This window comes from Bacteroides sp. 214 (assembly GCF_010501015.1).
Lineage (GTDB): Bacteria > Bacteroidota > Bacteroidia > Bacteroidales > Bacteroidaceae > Bacteroides.
Window position 1 is genome coordinate 246,195 of the sequence record NZ_QVML01000001.1, and the last position, 21,237, is coordinate 267,431.

Here is a 21,237-nt window from a genome sequence, read left to right on the forward strand (position 1 = left end):
CAATGCAATAAATCTACCTTTATACGTACGATTATTACAGATATTTTAACAACCACATCTTAATATTGCAGGTAATTTGTACACGGTGCAAACAAAACTAATATTGTATTAATAAACACATTTATCAAAATGATGGAATCTAATTCTTTGAAAATGAACCGAAGCAAACTGCTTGCAGTTGCATTGCTTTGTTTTGGCTTCATGGCTGGGAGTCCACTTTTAGCAACAGCTAACAGTACCTCCACACATGCCACACAACAAACCTCCACAGTAACCGGTACTGTTGTCGATGCTACGGGCGAAGCTGTCATCGGTGCTTCTGTTGTAGTGAAGGGAACCACCAACGGTGTTATTACCAATCTGGATGGTAACTTTACTCTCTCTAATGTGCCCGAAGGTGCTACGCTTCAGATAAGCTACTTGGGTTATCTTCCTACAGAAGTAAAAGCTACTACCGGAAAAGCACTTCGTATCGAATTAAAAGAAGATACACAAGTGCTGGACGAAGTAGTGGTAATTGGCTATGGTACTGTGAAGAAGAGCGACGTAACAGGTGCCTTGACACGTATTACCGACAAGACAATTAAGGAACGCCCCGTTCAGAACGCTCTGCAAGCATTGCAAGGAAAAGCTCCCGGTGTACACATCACTACCAATACCCGTCCGGGTGAGCTTGGCAATGTACGTATTCGTGGTAATCGTTCAATCAATGCTACCAACGACCCACTTTATGTAATTGACGGTATTCCGATGACAGCGGGTTCGGTGGGCGACATCAACCCCAATGATATCGAATCTATGGAAATCTTAAAAGATGCTTCTGCTACAGCTATTTACGGTTCTCGTGGTGCTAATGGTGTGGTACTTATAACCAGTAAGAAAGGCAAGACAGGCAAAACCACCATCAATTACGATGGAACGGTAACTTTTACTGATATTCACTCCCTGACAGACTGGATGGACTCGGGCGAACTCATTGATTGGAATCGTCAAGCATACATCAATACAGGTGCTTATACTGGTAGTTACGGTAATGCTCCCGATCCGAATATCGACGGTAACCTACTCTTTGGGGGAGTTTCAAACTATCCTTATTTGAACCAATATTTCCAGAAAGCATGGGAGTATAATGCTGACGGCTCATACAAAATGCGCGCGGCAACCGAACACGAAAAGAATGTATTGGGCTACGCCGATCAAGTACCGGTGTACAATTCCAGAAACATTCCAACCACCCCTTGGACAGACTATGTAACCCGTACAGGTGTTACTCACAACCATCAGATTTCTATATCTGCCGGAAGCGAGAACTCAAAGCTCTACATCTCTATGGGCTATTTGAATCAGGAATCACCTATGTTCGACCAGTATTACCAACGTTTCACTGCCAATATCAACGGAGAAATTCAAGCAACAAAATGGTTGAAAGTAGGTATGGGTATGAATGCCAATACATCTAAACAAGATTATGGTATTATCAGCAATACTTCGAATACTACGTACAAAGACTCTTACGGATATGCCATCTCTAAAATGCCTTATGCACCTGCATACGACGAAAATGGTGTTCCACTCAACGTAACCGATGGTCCTTCCAAGTATAACCCAATGTTAGACATTGACCAAGCCACACACGAAACCCGTAACTATGGTTTGATGTTCAGTTCTTATCTGGAAGCAAAGATACTACCTTGGCTGAAGTGGCGTACGAACCTTGGTGCACAATACCGTAACTCTCGTTTGGGTAGCTACTATGGCAATGATTTCTCTAATCCTATTGCTCACTCTGCGTATGCTCCTAATACAGCTTACAACAATCACTCCATTCGTACTGCTTGGACGTTGGAAAACTTACTTTATGCAGACAAAACTTTCAATAAGATACATACAGTTAGTGCTACATTGATGCAGTCTGCTGAGTATTACCGCACCGAAGGCTTAAATGTACGCGCATACAACTGTACATTCCCTACAGCTTTATGGTATAGCGTAGGAAACTCTGATACTACTAAGGCTGGTATCGGTTCTTCTTTCTCAAAGCAACTTCGTGCTTCGTACATGGCTCGTATCAATTATTCATTGATGGATAGATATTTGCTTACTGTTACCGGTCGTTACGATGGTGCTTCTGTGTTGGCAGAAGGAAACAAATGGGATTTCTTCCCTTCTACAGCCATTGCGTGGAAGATGAATGAAGAAGACTTTATGAGTGGCATTGAGTGGATAAACCAATTGAAACTTCGTGTGGGTTATGGTGTTACAGGTAATGCTTCTATCGGCGCATATACCACTTCGGGCTCTATGACTACTTCGGGTGCAGCTCAGTTCTTTGGTGTGGGAGACATCACAGCAATCACTACCGGAGCTAAAGCATCTGTACTTCCGAACAAAGATTTAGGTTGGGAAAAGACTGCTTCTACCAATATCGGTGTAGACTTTGGCTTCCTGAACAACCGTATCAATGGTAGCATTGAGTACTACGTAGCCAATACGTCGGATTTGTTAATGTCTAAATCGCTACCACTGATGACAGGTTATACCAACATCACCACCAATATTGGTAAAACACGTAATAAGGGTATTGAAATAACCCTCTCTACTACCAATATCAAGACAAAAGATTTCACTTGGAAAACAGAATTCACCTTCTCTAAAAACAAAGAATCTATCGTAGAATTGGCAAACGGTAAAGTAGATGACACAAGTAACGGATGGTTCATCGGTAAACCGATTGACGAAGTTTGGACATACAAATACGACAGATTGTGGCAGAACACAGACGAAGACCTCAGGTCATTGGCTCTTTACAAAGCTATCTCCAACACCACCATGCTTCCGGGACAAGCTAAGCTTGTAGATCAGGATCTGGTTGAAGTATCAGCCGGTACTCCGGGATCTGCTACCAAAACAATTACCTATACCGATGCTGCCGGAAACTCACGCACGGAAGAAGTTACTTATATGGACAATGGTTACGGTACCATCAACTCGGATGATAACAAGTTCTTAGGATCATTCCAACCCAAATGGATTGGTGGGTTCACTACTACGTTCACTTATAAAAACTGGGAGTTAAGTTCATTTATCTATGCTCGTATGGGCAATCTGTACTACGGGTTGTTACAAACTTACGGTCGTCGTATAGAGTCCAATGTTTGGAGCGAAGACAATCCTGGTGGTAAGTTCCCACAACCTCGTTCGGGTGGTGTTACTCACACTAGCTATAACGATTATATGAACTACACAAAAGGAAACATGGTTGCCGTTCGTAACATTGCTCTCTCTTATAGCTTCCCCGAACAACTGTTGAAGAAGATGGGCGTAGGCAGTTTGCAGGTGTACGGACAAGTACTGAATCCATTCGTATTTGGTGGAGAGTTAGTTAAATCGGGTATCAACCCTGATGATACAACTGGTTGGACAACAAAGACTAACGCCACCAACTACATTGGTGGTCAAACCAACAACACTGTGCTGCAACGTAGCTACGTGGTTGGAGTAAGAGTTGGATTTTAATAATGCTTAATTAGAGATTAATATGAAAATGAAAAAATATATAGTAGCATCTATGATTGCCGCAACCCTTTTTACCTCTTGCGGAGATGACTTCTTGAACGAGAAGATGGTAGCAACCATTACACAAGACTACTTTGAAACAGAAATAGGGCTGGAGCAGTTAATCGTTGGTACCTACAGTACACTGCGTGTTACCAAACAATATAATCAAGGCCCGTTCGCCCTTCTTACAGGAGTAGATAATATGACCTGTCGTACGGCTACGTATGGTATGTATTCGGGTTCGGTATGGAACTCCACCGGTAACGAAGCAAACTATACAAACGCACTCTGCGGAGAGTTGACCAGTAGCCAGTTATTGGGTTACTATCCTTGTATCAATGACGCCAACCGTGTAATACAATCCATTGACGATGGAAAAGCGCAAGGCAAATTTGCTTCGGATGCCACTTATGCACAAATGCGCAAATCGGAAGCATTATTCAATCGTGCATACTCCATCTATATGATGAACACACTCTTGGGTGATGTATATGTACCTTTGCAATACACACAATCTTTACCAAGTAATTACGCCTACAAACGCGAAACATCCGAAAATCTCTATAAACAGATAATTGGCGATTTGCGTTATGCTTTCAATCATCTTTCTACGGCTGCAGAATTGGGAAGCAGTAACTTCGGACGTATAACCAAAGGCGCGGCAGCTCACTTCCTCGCTAAGTTATATCTGCAACGCGCACAATCTACCCAATATGGAACAGCAGCTTACGGACGTAATGCTGATGGTAGTATTGACAATACCAACGAAAAGTCTTACTTGGGTATGCTTTATAAAGGTGATGTAAGTACCGACTTGGACTCCTGTCTGCACTTTGCCAATTATGTTATTGCGCAAGATGGTTACTATAAGCTCGAAACCGACTATGGTAAGATCTTTGCTCATCCGATGGATGACTACTCCAACGAAGAGAGTCGCGAAATAATCCTGGCTTGTGTTTATGGTATGCCTGCCAATAGTGGCAACAATGGTCGCTATGGTAATCGTCTGAATGCTTTTATGTCTCCTGTCTACACAAGTGCTTCTTGGGGTATTCCTGATAGAACATGGGAGAATGCAGGAAACGCAAACAGTACCGTAGCTTTGTCAAACGACTTTGGGTTCGACATCTATACCAACAAACATGCCGATTCTCGTTTTCAGAAATCCTTCGGTATTGAGTATAAAACAGCGCTACGTGGTGGAACCGTATCTTCTGTTCCTGCTCCCGATGTAGATTACCATGCATACAACAATAGCAAGAACGCTACCTACACATGGACTGCCGATATGGCGAATTACTTTAATGAAAATGTTTGGGCTGGTTACGATCGTGCTTCTTGGGGAGGACGTAAAGCTGTAGCCGGTGAACATAAAATGGGATCGGGCGATATTGCTTTCGCTTTCATAGAAAACACCAAAGCAACAGCTATTACGATAGAAGAGGCGTTGGCTCAACCATTTGTGATACGTGCCCGTTGGATTAAAGATGGCGACAAATACTACTACCGCGTTCCGTTGAAATCAAATGGTAGCTCGTATACCTACGATTCGGGAACATACAATGGTTTGGATAAATTGGTATCGGCAAGTACACCTGCAACCACCAAGTATATTGATCCCAACAGAAACGCTTACGATTCATACTACTCTTCTCGCGATGTGCCTTTGTTCCGTATTGCCGAAACATATCTTATTCGTGCGGCAGCTTATGGCTATAAAGGTAACTATTCAAATGCTATTCAAGACATCAATGCGGTACGTGTACGCGCAGCTTACAAAACTGGCGAAACACGTAATGAGGTTATTGCTCGCTTATATCCCGGTGCCGAGAACTTGCCGACAGTCGAAAGGTCGTGGCCTTACGAAGTACAAGACGACATGAGTACTGCGATGAAAATTGACGCAACTTACTTTGATGGATCATCAGCTAATGCCAAGGCTGAGAAGTACCCGGCTACGGCTTCGTCTACTGCCGATTATTTCGTAAACTTTATCTTGAATGAAGTAGCGCGCGAAATGAATAGTGAGTTTATCTACTACGAATGGTTGCATCACTCGGGATGGCAATACGACCGCGTACGTTTCCACGACCAACTGGGTTCTTCCGAGAAAGGTCTTTGGGATTCGGCAGATAACTTGGTTGGTGGCACAGGCCCTACAGGTAATGGACTCGGTGGATTCAAACCGGCTTATACACTGAAGCCGTTCAGACAGTCATTGCTCGACTTGCTAACCGATGAGAATAACACCTTGCTGGATGCAGATAGCAAAAAAGCATACCAAAATTACGGTTATTGATAAATTTGTAGAATGCAGAGTGCTTATCACGTTTGTACTACACAAACGTGAAAGCCTCTGTATTTTACTCCTCTAAAAAAAGAATAAACATCCCAATAGCATGAAGCGTACATATATTCTTCTTATACTATTTGCCTTATCGTGTCTTAACAGTTACAGTATAGAGCGCCGGAAATATAATTTCAACAGTGAATGGCGGCTATGTCTGGGAGATTATCCCGCTGCTAAGGATATTAATTTTGATGACACGGCGTGGAAGCAAGTAACCTTACCTCATGCCTTCAACGAAGACGAAGCATTCAAAATAGCAATAGATCTCCATACCGACACTGTGATGTGGTATCGTAAAGAGTTCAAACTGGACGGATTGAAAGGCAAAAAGGTGTTTGTAGAGTTCGAAGGAGTTCGCATGGCAGGAGAGTTCTACCTGAACGGACACTACTTGGGGCTTCATGAGAATGGGGTAATGGCTGTGGGATTTGACCTGACTCCTTACCTCAAAAAAGGAAAGAATGTACTTGCCATACGCATTGATAACGACTGGAAATATCAGGAGAAAGCTACAGGTAGCCATTTTCAGTGGAACGACCAAAACTTCAACGCAAACTATGGTGGAATACCTAAAAATGTATTTCTGCATGTAACAGACGAAGTGTATCAAACGCTTCCGCTTTATAGCAACCTCAAAACAACAGGTGTGTATATCTATGCCTCCGATATCAACATCGCTAATCGCAAGGCGGTCATTCATGTCGAGTCGCAAGTAAAGAACGATGCTAGCAAATCGCGTACCTTCCATTACGAAGTTACGCTGATTGACGCAGACGGCAAGCAGCTGAAGCGATTCGAAGGGGCAGAGATTACTCTAAATCCGGGAGAGACAAAGAATGTACAGGCAGCTTCAACAGTGGATGGATTGAATTTCTGGAGCTGGGGATACGGTTATCTATACCGGGTAAAAACAACACTGAAAGATGCGAAAGGAAGAGTCTTCGATGAGGTAATTACCCGTACAGGATTCCGAAAGACACGTTTTGAGGAAGGAAAGATTTGGCTGAACGACCGGGTGTTGCAAATGAAAGGATACGCGCAACGTACCAGCAACGAATGGCCTGCCGTAGGACTATCGGTTCCTGCCTGGCTAAGCGACTACTCGAACGGACTCATGGTAGAGAGCAACGCCAACCTTGTGCGTTGGATGCATGTAACGCCTTGGAAACAAGACGTAGAGTCGTGCGACCGTGTAGGGCTTATTCAAGCCATGCCTGCCGGCGATGCAGAGAAAGATAGTGAGGGTCGCCAATGGCAGCAACGCATGGAACTCATGCGCGACGCGATTATTTACAATCGCAACAATCCCAGCATCATCTTCTACGAGAGCGGTAACGAATCCATCAGCCGCGAACATATGCTCGAGATGAAAGCTCTGCGCGATAAGTACGATCCGCATGGTGGACGAGCCATTGGCTCGCGCGAGATGCTCGACATTCGCGAAGCAGAGTGGGGAGGAGAGATGTTGTACATAAATAAGAGTAAGCACCATCCTATGTGGGCAACGGAATATTGCCGGGACGAAGCGTTGCGCAAATACTGGGATGACTTTAGCTATCCGTATCACAAAAATGGCGATGGACCTGATACGTACAAATCTGCCATGACCAACGAAATCAAAAAACGTGCGGATGCCAGTGTTTACAACCGCAACCAAGATACATTTGTGATGGAACTGGTGAACCGGTGGTACGATTACTGGCGCGTACGTCCGGGAACAGGGCTTCGTGTGAGTTCGGGTGGTACGAAAATCATCTTTTCCGACTCCAATACACACTATCGTGGTGCCGAAAACTATCGTCGTAGTGGCGTTACTGATGCTATGCGTATTCCAAAGGATGCCTTCTATGCGCATCAGGTGATGTGGAACGGATGGGTAGATACCGAGAATTATCAAACCCACATAGTAGGACATTGGAACTATGCCGACACCACCGTTAAGCCTGTCTACGTAGTATCCAATGGCGAATCGGTAGAGCTTTTCCTCAACGGACAGTCCATAGGAAAAGGAGCACGTAGTTCTAATTTCCTCTTTACCTTCGAAGGGGTAGCTTTCAAAGCGGGTAAGCTCGAAGCCGTAAGCTACAATGCTGCCGGAGAAGAGCTGAGTCGTTGCGAACTCTGCACAACAGGAGAGCCTGCTGCCCTGAAGCTTACAGCTTTGCAAAACCCCGAAGGCTTTCGTGCCGACGGTGCCGACATGGCGCTTCTTCAGATAGAAGTAGTAGATGCCTTGGGCAATCGCCATCCACTCGACAATAGAACTGTAACATTCTCCATAGAAGGAGAATCCGAATGGCGTGGTGGTATCGCACAGGGCGAGAATAATTATATCCTTAGCACCCATCTGCCGGTAGAGTGTGGCATCAACCGGGCACTCATCCGTAGTACTACCAAAGCCGGAACGGTTGTGGTCAGAGCCGAGGCAGAAGGAGTTGCTCCTGCAACAATAACCCTGCAAACGCTTCCTGTTGAGGTTACAGGAGGATTGAGTGATTACTTGCCGCAAGCCACCCTGAGGGGGTGGTTGACCAGAGGTGAAACTCCCTCCACTCCTTCGTACAAAGATACTAAACGTGATGTCGCTATTCGTTCCGCTATTGCCGGTGTGAATCAAAACGCGGCAGTCAATAGTTTCGATGATAACGAGCTTAGCGAGTGGCGGAATGACGGTCGCCTCAATACCGCTTGGATTACCTATCAGTTTGAGAAGAAGTCGAAAATAGATGAAATCACCCTTAAACTTACCGGCTGGCGTTCGCGTAGCTATCCGATTGAAGTATATGCCAACAACGAGCTGGTCTGGAGTGGTAACACCGAGAAGAGTCTTGGGTACGTTTATATCCAATTGGAAAAACCGGTAACGACAGACAATATGACCCTTCGCCTGAAAGGAAGCACTACCGAACAAGATGCTTTCGGACAAATCATAGAGGTAGCGCAACCTGTTGCCAATGAACTGGATTTGTTCAGGGTGCCGGGATCCGAAAACTCACGCAACGAGCTGCGGATTGTAGAAATAGAGTTCATTGAACATTTATAAATATTAGTTTAACAAAAAGTTTTTAGTAGGTACAGGTGCATCCGGAGTGTTAGTGATAACATTCCGGATGCTTTTTTCTATGCTAACCAATTTAGGGAATACCCTGTCAACAATTAGGGAAATCTTCTTTTAAGAGGGGTTTCCTGTTCATAATTTTATTGGCACAAGATAACACTATAAAAATACGATTATGAAACGGGTAAGTTTATTTGTATGCGCCATGTGCATATTGTTCTTACAACAAGGTTGCGAGAACAGCGTTAAGAAAGAAGCTGTAAATATAAAGAAGGAGTACACGGAGGAAAAAGCCGAAACTGTAAAGGAGACCGAGAAGCCTCTTGTTGCAAACAGCGATAGCATTGAAAAAAGTTATGTGCCACTACTACGCAAAGAACAGAGCACCCCAAGGCAAGAGGAAGAGATCCAACCATCCCTGTCCGACAAAGAACTGCTCTCTTTGCCGGATGAAGAACCTCGACTGTGGCTGCAAAGAAACGATGAACCTGTAAGCTTGTTGAACGAAGAAGAATGGAACCTTAATACTCCTGTGTATACCGATTATGTAGATGAATACTATGTGGATGAGTATTATGTAGATAACTATTATACAGATAATTATTATCAGGAATACTCGTACATTGATTATTCTTGGGATATATATACACCAACCAAACCCTACCGTCCTTATCGTCCTCACCGACCTTATCATCCTGCTACACCAGCCAAACCTCATCGTCCTCATCATCCATCCAAACCAGACCATCCATCCAAACCTGATCACCCCAATAAGCCGGAGGAAAAACCAGAGGAAAAGCCCACGCATCGTCGTGACCGTGAAGACCGTGATCGTCGCGAAGGAGAAGAACGCAGAAAGAAAGAAGAAATACAGAAGCGTGAAGCACAGGAACGTCGTGACCGCGAAGACCGTGATCGTCGCGAAAGTGAAGAACGCAGAAAGAAAGAAGAAATACAGAAGCGTGAGGCACAGGAACGTCGTGATCGTGAAGACCGTGAACGCCGCGAAGGAGAAGAACGCAGAAAGAAAGAAGAAATACAGAAGCGTGAAGCACAGGAACGTCGTGACCGCGAAGACCGTGAACGCCGTGAAGGAGAAGAACGCAGAAAGAAAGAAGAGGCACAGAAGCGCGAGGCACAGGAACGTCGTGACCGTGAAGACCGTGAACGTCGTGAAGGAGAAGAAGGCAGAAAGAAAGAAGAGGCACAGAAGCGTGAAGCACAGGAACGTCGTGACCGTGAAGACCGTGAACGTCGCGAAGGAGAAGAACGCAGAAAGAAAGAAGAAATACAGAAGCGTGAAGCACAAGAACGTCGTGACCGCGAAGACCGTGAACGTCGCGAAGGAGAAGAACGCAGAAAGAAAGAAGAAATACAGAAGCGCGAGGCACAAGAACGTCGTGATCGTGAAGACCGTGAACGTCGTGAAAGTGAAGAACGCAGAAAGAAAGAAGAAGCACAGAAGCGTGAGGCACAGGAACGTCGTGATCGTGAAGACCGTGAACGTCGTGAAGGAGAAGAACGCAGAAGGAAAGAAGAAATACAGAAGCGTGAAGCACAGGAACGTCAAGCATCAGAGCGTCGCAATGCCGAAAACCGTCAGCGTGAAGAACAACAGCGTAGCAGTAGCAGCAGTAGCCGTAGTGGAAGTAGTGGGAGCAGTACGAGGCGATGAAAATAGTGCTATTCTGTACAGAAACCGATATATCTGTACGAAATTACAGTTCCGTACAGTACGGTTTTGTTTATTTTTGCATCAATGTTTCACCACAGAGTAACACAGAGTTACGCGGAGTTTTTAGTTACGATGCCGCATGGATAATAGCCCTTCGTGTAACTCTGTGTTACTCTGTGGTGAAAATGTGATAAAATAGGAAAAATAAATATACAATGAAAAAATTATCATTACTAATTACATTAATCTTCTCTTTGTCGGTAGCTGCGCAAACCACCGAAACCCTTTACCTTTCGGGCAAAGGATTGGGAGATACCAAAACGTGGAAGTTCTACGTAAGCGATGGCATGAATAGTAAAAAATGGTCCAAGATTGAAGTACCCTCACAATGGGAACAACAAGGCTTTGGCGACTACAGTTACGGACGTTGGTACACCATCAAAGGTGCCAAGCCACCGGTAGAAACCGGTATTTACCGCACTACATTTACTATTCCGTCAAATTGGAAAGAGAAACAGGTAACCATTATCTTCGAAGGTGTAATGACCGATACCGAAGTAATTGTAAACGGACAAGCTGCCGGAGAGATTCATCAGGGTGGTTTCAACCGTTTCTCTTACAACATTACCAACAAAATAAAAACAGGAAAGAACGAACTGGAGGTAAGAGTTAGCAAGGAATCGAGCGACAGACACGTGAATGCCGCCGAACGTAAAGCCGACTGGTGGATATTCGGAGGAATCTATCGCCCCGTTTACCTCGAAGCAAAACCACTTGCCAACATAGAAAGAATAGCCGTAGATGCACGGGCAGACGGATCGCTCTATGCCGATATATTTACCTCACAACTCGAAGCCGGATATACACTATCGGCAAACTTAGTACCGCTCACAGCAACAAACACACCCGCTAACCAACCACAACCCATAGCCCTGACAAACGGCACACAACACTCCGCACGCTTCCAATGGAATGACGTACAATTGTGGAATACCGAAACTCCTAATCTCTATACCCTCGAACTAACTCTCTCTAAAGATAACAACCCGGTGCATGTATACAAAGAACGTATAGGATTCCGTACGGTGGAGTTTCGCGTAAAAGACGGAATCTATGTAAACGGAACCAAAGTGGTACTCAAAGGTATCAATCGCCACTCATTCCACCCCGACGGAGGACGCACCACCAATAAACAAATAAGCATTGATGATGCGTTGATGATTAAGGAGATGAATATCAATGCTGTGCGTACGCACTATGCACCCGATAAACATTTTATGGAGGTGTGCGACTCACTCGGTATCTTTATGATGCCCGAACTGGCAGGCTGGCAAAATGCCTACAATACCCCGGTTGGCTCCAAGCTGGTGAAGTCACTCGTTGCCCGTGATGTAAACTCACCCTCCGTTATTCTTTGGAGTAATGGTAACGAAGGTGGGTTCAACTACGATCTCGACTCATTGTTCAGAGAGTACGACCCACAAAAACGTCACGTTATTCATGCTTGGGCCGATTTCGATAATTTGGATACACACCACTACCCAACCTACCTCACAGGAGTGGCACGCTTTACAAACGGCTATAAGGTATTTATGCCTGCCGAGTTTCAGCATGGTATGTACGATCAGGGACATGGAGCAGGCTTGGAAGATTTCTGGGCGCGATATACGGCTCATCCGCTCTTTGCGGGAGGTTTCATGTGGGACTTCTCGGACAATGCTGTGAAACGCTCCGATAACGGAAAACTCGATTCAGACGGCTCTAACGGAACAGATGGAATTGTAGGACCGTACCGCGAGAAAGAGGGAAGCTACTACACCGTTCGCGATGTGTGGGCACCTATTCAGTTCAATCAGCTCTACATCACACCCTCTTTTAACGGAGAGTTCTTGGTGCGCAACGACTACTTGTTCTCCAACCTAAATAGTTGTCGCATGGAGTACAAAGTGATAACAGCTCCTTCGCCTTTGGCAAAAGGAGAAACATCCAACGTAATAGCCACAGGAGTAGTTGCCCTGCCTGCCATAGACCCACACGAAGTAGGCAAAGCTCGTATGCAACTTCCTGCCAACTTCTTCGAAGGCGATGTATTGGAGATAACCGCGTGGGACAGACACAACAAAGAAATATGTACATGGACGTGGCCCATACACTATGCAGCGGCATATACCGAACAACAAATAGCCAAAACGAACCAAACAGGCAAAGCAGTTGTTAATAAGAAGGATAACGAAGTGAGCCTAACGGCACAAGATGTATTGGCTACATTCGACGTTACCACCGGATTGCTGAAGTTCGTAAAGAACGCTCATGGCGAAGTGTCATTCAATAACGGACCTATCCCTGTAGGTATGAAAGCACGTTTCAAGGAAGCCAAATTCCGTCAGGAAGGAAACAATGCCGTGTTTACAGCCTACTATCTGGGAGGTATCGATTCTATCCGCTGGGAGATGACCCCGGCAGGATTGCTGAATATGCATGCCGTTACACTGAATAGAGGAAGTGGCGGTCAAGGTTTCGACGAAGCGGTTTTTGAAGATAAAATTACTAACTTTGGCTTCTCATTTTCGTATCCCGAAGAAAAGGTAACGGGTATGGAGTGGTTTGGTCGTGGCCCTTACCGTGTATGGCGCAACCGTATTCGCGGGGCAAACTATGGTGTGTGGAACAAAGCGTACAACAACACCATTACAGGAGCCGATTATGAGAACCTCGTGTATCCCGAGTTCAAAGGATATCATGGCAATATGTATTGGAGCACGTTGAACACCAGCGAGTCGTCCTTTACCGTGCACAGTGCCAGCGACGGAGTGTATATGCGCGTCTTTACACCAGCCGAGCCTACGGACAACAAAACAAATTGGAGCGCTAATCCGGAGTTCCCCGAAGGAGACATCTCCTTCCTGTTCGAAATACCGGGTATGAGATGCTTCAAACCGATAGAACAACAAGGACCCAAAAGCCAACCCTCTAACATTCGTATAAAGAAAGGAGACGAAGGGGTGAAAATGGATCTTTGGTTTGACTTTAGAGCAATGACAGAAAAAAATTGATATGAGGAAAGAATTTCAGGTAAAAAGAATGTTTAGAAAAGGAACACTAACCGCGCTACTAGGTGCGGTTAGTGTTTTTGGGATAGCACAACCCGCTTCTTCCATTGCCTCCCTAAATGAGGCAAAACACTTATCGCCACGTGTGTTACGTTATTCACCCGTTGGTGAGGATTTTGTAATAGTAAACGGCGATAAGCGCTACAACCGGGCACTGTATGGTGGACATACGGCTTACCGTTTGGAGACGAGCGACCGCCCTATATTTGCAGCCTATCAAAAGAATGGTAGTCAGAACATCAGCTTCCGGTTAACCATCCCTGGTCATGGAATGGTGCTCCTTGAAGAAGTACTGTTTTGCGAATCTCGTTATACGGCAGGGAAACGAAGCTACAAACTAACCGACCCACTCTGGGGCAAAGGTGAAATAGAGATTACCGCACTGGCACTCTATGAAGAAGAAGGAGCCATCTGGAAAATAGAAGCCCGCAATATGCCCAAAGGGGCAGAGCTTATAGCCTCCCAAGCAAAGATAAAAGCCCCCCGACTAAACCGAAACGGAGATATGGGGGTAGACCCAGAAGATAGCTTTGATAAACCCGATGAGCACTCTTATATAAGAAGTCGCGGGTGGACGATAGATGGCGAATATTTTGTTGACTATTTAATGCTTCGGGGTGTTGATTTGGAATACCCTATGTATGGAATAAATTACGAAAAAGAGCTGTTCGAAAAGACCGAAGCAACCCGTGCCGCGCTTGCCGGACGTATTAAGTTCTCTACTCCCGACCCTTACATCAACCCCATAGGTGGCGCGCTTGCTGTGGCTGCCGATGGTATTTGGGATGGCGAAGTATGGCTACATGGCGCTGTTGGCTGGCGTATGCCCCTTAGCGGTTGGCGTGCTGCCTATACGGGCAACTTCTTGGGGTGGCACGACAGAGCGAAGAAACACTTCGATGCGTATGCTGCCAGTCAGGTAACAGAAGTTCCCAACACTATACCTCATCCGGCACAAGACCCAGATATGAACCTTGCGCGTTCTATCAAAGAGTGGGGCACACCACAATATAGCAACGGGTACATCTGTCGCAACCCCAATCGCAACGACCAGATGCACCACTACGATATGAACCTGTGCTATATAGACGAGCTACTTTGGCACTTCAACTGGACGGGCGATGTGGAGTATATGCGTCAGATGTGGCCTACACTTACCCGTCATCTTGCTTGGGAAAAACGAAACTACGACCCCAATGATGATGGACTGTATGATGCCTATGCCTGTATCTGGGCAAGTGACGCACTCTATTATAACTCGGGAGCAGTAACACACTCCTCGGCATATAACTACCGAGCCAACAAACTGGCTGCCCAAATAGCTCAGAAGATTGGCGAAGACCCTACACCCTATCAAAAAGAAGCTGAAAAGATACTCGCTGCCCTAAATCAACACCTGTGGATGCCCGAGAGAGGACACTGGGCAGAGTTCCAAGACTTCATGGGACACAAACGTTTGCATCCCAATGCGGCTGTTTGGAGCATTTATCATGCCATAGACAGCGATGTAGCCGATCCTTTTCAAGCCTATCAGGCTACCCGCTACGTAGATACCGAGATACCTCACTTTGAGGTAAAAGCCGACGGATTGCTGTATGAGGGATACAAAACCATAGCTACTACCAATTGGTTGCCTTACTCATGGAGCATTAACAACGTAGCCTTTGCCGAAGTAATGCACACGGCATTGGCCTATTTTCAGGCAGGACGCAACGAAGAAGGCTTCTTGTTGTTGAAAAGCTCTGCGCTGGATGGTATGTATCTGGGTGGAAGTCCCGGAAACTTCGGGCAGGTATCTTTCTATGATGCCGCGCGTGGAGAGTGTTACCGCGACTTTGGCGACCCCGTAGGTGTTGCCTCACGATTGTATATACAAGGATTGTTTGGTATAAATCCCGATGCTCTTAACGGACGTTTGGTGGTTCGTCCCGGATTTCCTGCCGCATGGGAACATGCCGCACTGCAAACGCCCGATATAACCTTGAACTATAAACAAGAAGGTAATACCGACATTTACAGGGTGGAGCAACGCTTGCCCCAAGCACTGGAATTATCTTTGCAGGTACACGCCCGCATGAGTAAAATAGCCCATGTAACTGTAAACGGAGAAGCTGCCGATTGGAAGTTAATTGAGAAATCGATAGGTTGTCCATCGCTAGAAATACTTACCCAAGCCACCGAAGCAGATATCCGAATAGAGTGGGGAGGAACACCCATTGTACAGAAAACTGTTTCCGCAGTAAAAGAATATGGGAACAACGACCCTGTACGTGTACCACTCAATGGCTCGTTTAGAACCGTTTACGATCCGCAACGCATTCTTAAAGGAGTAAGTATAAACACCGATCAAACAGCCCTCTTCTTAAAAGTAGAAGGAGAAGCCGGGCATCGCACTTTGTTTGTTCAAGTACAACAAGATGATATGACGTGGTGGCAACCCGTGGATGTTGAAGTAAAAAAAGAAGAGAATCCTCAGACGCCCGCTTTTGTCAATGTAGTAACAAAGAAGTGCGCGCAAGTGAATATGGATAATCTTTTCAACTCCTCGGTAACAGATATCTTCCGCAACGAATATCTCACACCGCGCTCGCCCTATACCACATTGCAACTGCCTATCCAAGGAATTGGGGAGTGGTGCCATCCTAAAATGACGGCAGAAATTGACGATAGCGGACTACGTGCTTCTCTTAAAAAGGGACTGTTTGATACCCGGTTGGGTGTAGCTTTCCGCTCACCGGCAAGTGGTAACAACATAGCCTACACTTCTCTTTGGGATAATTATCCTGATAAATTGCAAGTGCCTTTGAAAGGGAAAGCAACAAGAGCTTACCTGATGATGGCAGGAAGTACTAATCATATGCAATGCCACATGGTAAATGCTACGGTAACTGTGTACTACAAAGACGGCTCTTCGGGTCTGTTGGAACTGACCCCTCCTGATAATTGGTGCCCTATTGAACAAGACTTCTTTGTGGATAATATTTCTTTCCGCCTGAATGCACCTCGTCCGTACCGTGTGCACCTGAAGAGTGGTTTGGTAAGCAACGATCTTGAAAAGGATTTGGGTATTAAAGGAGTGTATGGTCGTGCCATTGATGGTGGCGCGGGTGTTTTGCTCGACATGAAACTAAACCCCGACAAAGAGTTGGACTACCTCGAACTCGAAACAATTGCCAATGATGTGGTAGTGGGATTGATGGGGGTAACCTTGCAACGATAACAATAGTAATAAATAAACAATACAACCATGAAACGATTGAAAATTTACATGCTGCTTTTTGCTTGTATAGCAAGTATGGCAACTTCTGCCAAAGAACTATTCCCCGACGGAACTCCTGTTCCCGATTGGTTTAGAGAGATTGAGAAAACAGACATCAGTAAGCTGGGTAAGCAATATCGAATTACCGACTTTGGTGTGGTCAATGATAGTACAATTCTACAAACCGAGAAGATACAAGCCGTTATCGACCAAGCGTATCAAGCGGGTGGGGGTGTTGTGGTTGTTCCACAAGGCACGTATCAAAGTGGTTCACTCTTCTTCAAGCAAGGTACACATCTGCATGTAGAGGCAGGTGGTGTTTTGAAAGGTAGCGATGATATAGCAAACTTCCCACTGGTAATGACTCGTATGGAAGGACAAACCTTGAAGTACTTCGCCGCATTGGTTAATGCCGATGGTGTAGATGGATTCACTATATCGGGTAAAGGAACGATAGATGGAAATGGGTTGCGCTATTGGCGTGCTTTCTGGTTGCGTCGTCAGTTCAATTCCAAATGTACGAATATGGACGAAATGCGCCCCCGTTTGGTGTATATCTCTAACAGTAAGAACATACAGCTACAAGACGTACACCTGAAGAATTCTCCTTTCTGGACGACTCATCTTTATAAATGCGAGTATGTGAAGCTCTTGGGACTTCGTATCACCTCGCCCGAGAAACCGGTAAAGGCACCCAGCACCGACGCAGTAGACTTGGATGTGTGCAGCAATATTCTTATAAAGAACTGCTACATGTCGGTAAACGACGACGCGGTAGCCCTGAAGGGTGGTAAAGGTCCACAAGCCGACAAAGACCCCAGCAATGGTGGCAACTACAATATCATTATCGAAGATTGTACATATGGTTTCTGTCATAGTGCGCTCACTTGTGGTAGCGAAGCTATTCACAACCGCAACATTATCTTCCGTAGAGTAACAGTAGACTCGGCAAAGCGTATGTTCCAATTGAAGATGCGTCCTGATACCCCGCAGCACTACGAATATATTCTGCTCGAAGATATAACAGGGAATGCCAGCAGTATGCTCGACACCAAACCTTGGACACAGTTCTTCGACCTGAAAGGAGAAAACGGTATGCGTCTCTCCAAAGCGAATGATATTGTATTCCGCAATGTGAAGCTGGAGTGTAAAACTGCTTTTGATGTGATTGATTCAGACCAATACCAACTATCCGACTTTACCTTCGAGAACATGGATGTACAAGCCGAACGTATCTCGGCACGTGGCACAGAAATGTTCAAAGGGTTGGTATTGAAAAATATGAAGATAAATGGAACTGTATTCAAAGGAGAGAAAGCGCAAGCTAAGGAAGAAGCTCCTAAGAAGGCTCAGTGGAATGAGTAAAACAGAACTAGGAATAAATGGAAACCCCGAAAGTTAGATGAAAACTTTCGGGGTTTGTTTTTGTTAATAATAACAGGTTTTGGCTAAAGCCAAGATAGGAAATGTTTTACAAATCCGGCAGCTGAAGCAGCCGGCAATTGATGCTAAACTGGTTATTGATAAGCTTCATATGCCTCACAAAGTGCCTAACAACTTCACAGTTTGCCTAACAAGATGCCTAACAAAATATTCTGTGGCTCACAAAGCGCCTAACAAACTTTATGAGGTAGTAGTTATGCCTCACAAGATGCCTCACAACTTTACAATTTGCCTAACGGTCTGCCTCACAAGATGCCTCACAACTTCATAGCTTGCCTCACAAAATGCCTAACAGCCTCACAAAGTGCCTAACATTTTTTGTGTTCCATCAATTGCCGTCGGTTTTAACCGACGGATAAAGTAGTTGTTCTTGCTTTGGCTTTAGCCAAAAGAAATGCTTTACAAAACCTCTTAGAACAAACTTTTACGCTTTGCCAGTGTATCGTAGTTGTTCTTCAGATTTTTCCAATCTACTTTCTTGGTCGGGTCAATACCATTGATGTACTTTTCGATGTTGGTATAACCATCACCATTGCAATCTTGCGTGGCATCCGAAGGGTCGTTCGGGTTCAGACCATATTTCTTTTCCCAAGCATCAGGCATACCATCTCCATCAGTATCTACATACGGGGTTCCATTGTATTCGGGCAATCCACCTACCTGACGAATATCGGTAATGATACCTTGTTTGTATGAATCGGCAGGGAGTCTTCTTTTTACATACTTCGGATCAAACTCATAGTCTGCCGCATTGTCTACATAGAAAGGTTTACCAGTTCTTACTGTTTTCACAATGCGTTCATCTACCGCGTCGCGTTTTGGGAAAGTGGCTCCTACATTGTTTAATACAAATTTATAGGCTTCTTTGGCGCTCATAATGGTTACATGCGCCATTGGCATAGCTTCGTTTACACGAATCTGGCTCTCGAATTTGCCGGCATTGGGCATATCGTAGATTTGCACTCCACCATCCCAGTTGTTTTTGGTTACATGCGGATAACCTTCGGTGATGTTACCATTTACATAGGCTTTACCAAAACTATCGGGTTTACTCTTGTCGCGACTGGATTCCGGTTTCAATATACGGTGAGCAATTGGTTTGTCTTTCGGAGTAACAGGTCCCGGCTTGAAATAATTATTGATGATATTGAAGAAGCTCTTGTCGTCTCCACCATCTACCGAACGGTTCCACCAGTTGAACGTGATGTTGTTGACAAAGTTAAAATCGCCATCCATACCTATAGAAGAGTTACGGCTTATGTTAGAAGCGAAAAGATTGCGGGCAAACATACTGTTGTGTCCGCCGATGGTTGCGCCAAAAGCATGGTTGTAACAATCCAATGCCTCGGTGAAAGCAGAATTCTGAATCGTGATGTTTACCGTAGGCAGCTTCATGCCATATCCGTCTTTCTGACGATTATATACGTGGCGGTACATAGACATATTCTCGTCCAATCCCCAGCTTGCCGAAACGTGGTCAATCATAATATTTCCAACTCCGTTGCCACCCAATGCGTCATCACGACGATTCACATCGTGCGCTCCACGACGAAAACGCATATGACGAACAATCACATCGTGCGTATCAATCAGGAAACTTTCGCCTGTAACACACACACCATCACCCGGTGCTGTTTGTCCGGCAATGGTAACATAAGGGGCACGAACATTGATTGGGCTTTTCAACTGAATAATACCTGCTACATTAAACACGATAATACGGGCACCACCTGTTTCGCATGCTTCACGAAGCGTACCGGGACCTTCATCGGCAAGAGAAGTAACAACAATTACCTTTCCACCTCGTCCGCCTGCAGTGTACATACCACCACCCTCGGCACCGGGGAAAGCAGGGATATCCGCTTTGAGCAGATCTTCGGGTTTAGCAGCCCACGGTCTATATGGACGACCTTTTTCTGCCTCTTCCATAACAATTGGCAAGGCTTTCTCCCAAGCCTGCTTGGATTTACGCCCAATTTCGGCATCCCTTCGGGCGCCTTCGGCTTTTACATCTTCAGGAATAACAGGATACTGTGCAAACAAAGGAATACAGAGGGCTGCGCATCCCAAAACAGCCACAATCTTTTTCATGTAATTCATAAAATAATGGGTATTGGTTTATTTTATATAAGGACGGGCGAAGGTGGTTTTTGTAATAGGAGGGGTGGGGAGTCTAATAAAGAGAGGGCGTGTCATTTTTTTGTTTGACACGCCCTCTCTGAAATCTAACTATACACCTACGTTGTAGGGTCTACAAATTCATCGTCATTACCATTGTCTTCGCCAGTAGAGCTTGATGTTGTTGTAGTTCCTTGAATATAGAATTCTACATTGTTATCTCCACCACGTGTGGTTGCGTTACTGTCGTTAAACAGACGCAATGACGTATCAGCCTTAAAGCGGATATTCACTTTTTTAATGTTGCGCACCGTACAATCCTTTTCTTTTTCTGTTCCGATGCAGTTAAAACTCAGATAGAAAGTTCCCAATCCATCTATATGCACTCTATTGCCTTCTATTAGAGTCTCTTTCAATTCTACGACTAAGGCTCCCAACACGTGTATAACATCTTCGGCACTTAATGCACCGGTTCGCTCTATTCGGCGAGCCAGTTTCTTAATATCATACACTTTGTGGCTTTTTGCCACAGGTTTCAAGTAATAAAGCTCCGGAGTGCTTTTGTCTCCGATTCTTTGGTTGCGTAAAACGCGTTCTACGGGTATTCCCATATCTTAATTTTTTTTGGTTAATACTATAGGGTGTCTTATTCCCTTTTTGTTTAAA

The 21,237-nt window shown here is 45.1% G+C and carries 9 protein-coding genes; 7 read left to right on the forward strand and 2 right to left on the reverse strand.

The genetic code is table 11. The features are described from left to right. Nucleotides 1–201 precede the first annotated feature (201 nt). From D0T50_RS00915 to D0T50_RS00945, 7 genes are all read left to right on the forward strand, one after another. Nucleotides 202–3,516 carry a SusC/RagA family TonB-linked outer membrane protein gene (locus tag D0T50_RS00915; protein WP_370520849.1) on the forward strand — a complete coding sequence of 1,105 codons (3,315 nt, stop codon included), beginning with the start codon at nucleotides 202–204 and terminating at the stop codon, nucleotides 3,514–3,516. A 22-nt stretch (nucleotides 3,517–3,538) separates the two neighbouring features. After that, nucleotides 3,539–5,857 (forward strand): RagB/SusD family nutrient uptake outer membrane protein, encoded by a 2,319-nt coding sequence (locus D0T50_RS00920; RefSeq protein ID WP_163221026.1) that lies wholly within the window; start codon nucleotides 3,539–3,541, stop codon nucleotides 5,855–5,857. A gap of 100 nt (nucleotides 5,858–5,957) precedes the next feature. Continuing rightward, nucleotides 5,958–8,951, forward strand: a complete 2,994-nt coding sequence (locus D0T50_RS00925) for a sugar-binding domain-containing protein (RefSeq protein WP_163221028.1) — start codon at nucleotides 5,958–5,960, stop codon at nucleotides 8,949–8,951. Nucleotides 8,952–9,141: 190 nt separating this feature from the next. Beyond that, nucleotides 9,142–10,641, forward strand: coding sequence for a hypothetical protein (locus D0T50_RS00930; protein WP_163221030.1), 1,500 nt, complete (start codon nucleotides 9,142–9,144; stop codon nucleotides 10,639–10,641). Nucleotides 10,642–10,856: 215 nt separating this feature from the next. Then, complete coding sequence (locus D0T50_RS00935; protein WP_163221032.1) at nucleotides 10,857–13,694, forward strand: glycoside hydrolase family 2 TIM barrel-domain containing protein; 2,838 nt, start codon at nucleotides 10,857–10,859, stop codon at nucleotides 13,692–13,694. Nucleotide 13,695: 1 nt separating this feature from the next. Then, complete coding sequence (locus D0T50_RS00940; RefSeq protein ID WP_163221034.1) at nucleotides 13,696–16,971, forward strand: DUF4450 domain-containing protein; 3,276 nt, start codon at nucleotides 13,696–13,698, stop codon at nucleotides 16,969–16,971. A 27-nt stretch (nucleotides 16,972–16,998) separates the two neighbouring features. After that, the gene (locus tag D0T50_RS00945) at nucleotides 16,999–18,375 is read left to right on the forward strand and encodes a glycoside hydrolase family 28 protein (RefSeq protein WP_163221036.1); all 1,377 of its coding nucleotides are present in this window, start codon (nucleotides 16,999–17,001) and stop codon (nucleotides 18,373–18,375) included. Between the two features lie 489 nt (nucleotides 18,376–18,864). On the opposite strand, the gene D0T50_RS00950 is transcribed toward D0T50_RS00945, so the two are convergent. Beyond that, a complete protein-coding gene (locus D0T50_RS00950) occupies nucleotides 18,865–20,553 on the reverse strand; it encodes a polysaccharide lyase (protein ID WP_163221038.1) in 1,689 nt (562 codons plus the stop codon). Nucleotides 20,554–20,690: 137 nt separating this feature from the next. Then, entirely contained in the window at nucleotides 20,691–21,182 is a 492-nt protein-coding gene (locus D0T50_RS00955; RefSeq protein WP_163221040.1) for an HU family DNA-binding protein, read from the reverse strand. Nucleotides 21,183–21,237 lie beyond the last annotated feature (55 nt).

What these genes read in the sequence shown, in the direction of transcription:
- D0T50_RS00915 (WP_370520849.1), top strand. Translation starts at nt 202, where the DNA reads ATGGCTGGGAGTCCACTTTTAGCAACAGCTAACAGTACCTCCACACAT.
- D0T50_RS00920 (WP_163221026.1), top strand. Translation starts at nt 3,539, where the DNA reads ATGAAAATGAAAAAATATATAGTAGCATCTATGATTGCCGCAACCCTT.
- D0T50_RS00925 (WP_163221028.1), top strand. Translation starts at nt 5,958, where the DNA reads ATGAAGCGTACATATATTCTTCTTATACTATTTGCCTTATCGTGTCTT.
- D0T50_RS00930 (WP_163221030.1), top strand. Translation starts at nt 9,142, where the DNA reads ATGAAACGGGTAAGTTTATTTGTATGCGCCATGTGCATATTGTTCTTA.
- D0T50_RS00935 (WP_163221032.1), top strand. Translation starts at nt 10,857, where the DNA reads ATGAAAAAATTATCATTACTAATTACATTAATCTTCTCTTTGTCGGTA.
- D0T50_RS00940 (WP_163221034.1), top strand. Translation starts at nt 13,696, where the DNA reads ATGAGGAAAGAATTTCAGGTAAAAAGAATGTTTAGAAAAGGAACACTA.
- D0T50_RS00945 (WP_163221036.1), top strand. Translation starts at nt 16,999, where the DNA reads ATGAAACGATTGAAAATTTACATGCTGCTTTTTGCTTGTATAGCAAGT.
- D0T50_RS00950 (WP_163221038.1), bottom strand. Translation starts at nt 20,553, where the DNA reads ATGAATTACATGAAAAAGATTGTGGCTGTTTTGGGATGCGCAGCCCTC.
- D0T50_RS00955 (WP_163221040.1), bottom strand. Translation starts at nt 21,182, where the DNA reads ATGGGAATACCCGTAGAACGCGTTTTACGCAACCAAAGAATCGGAGAC.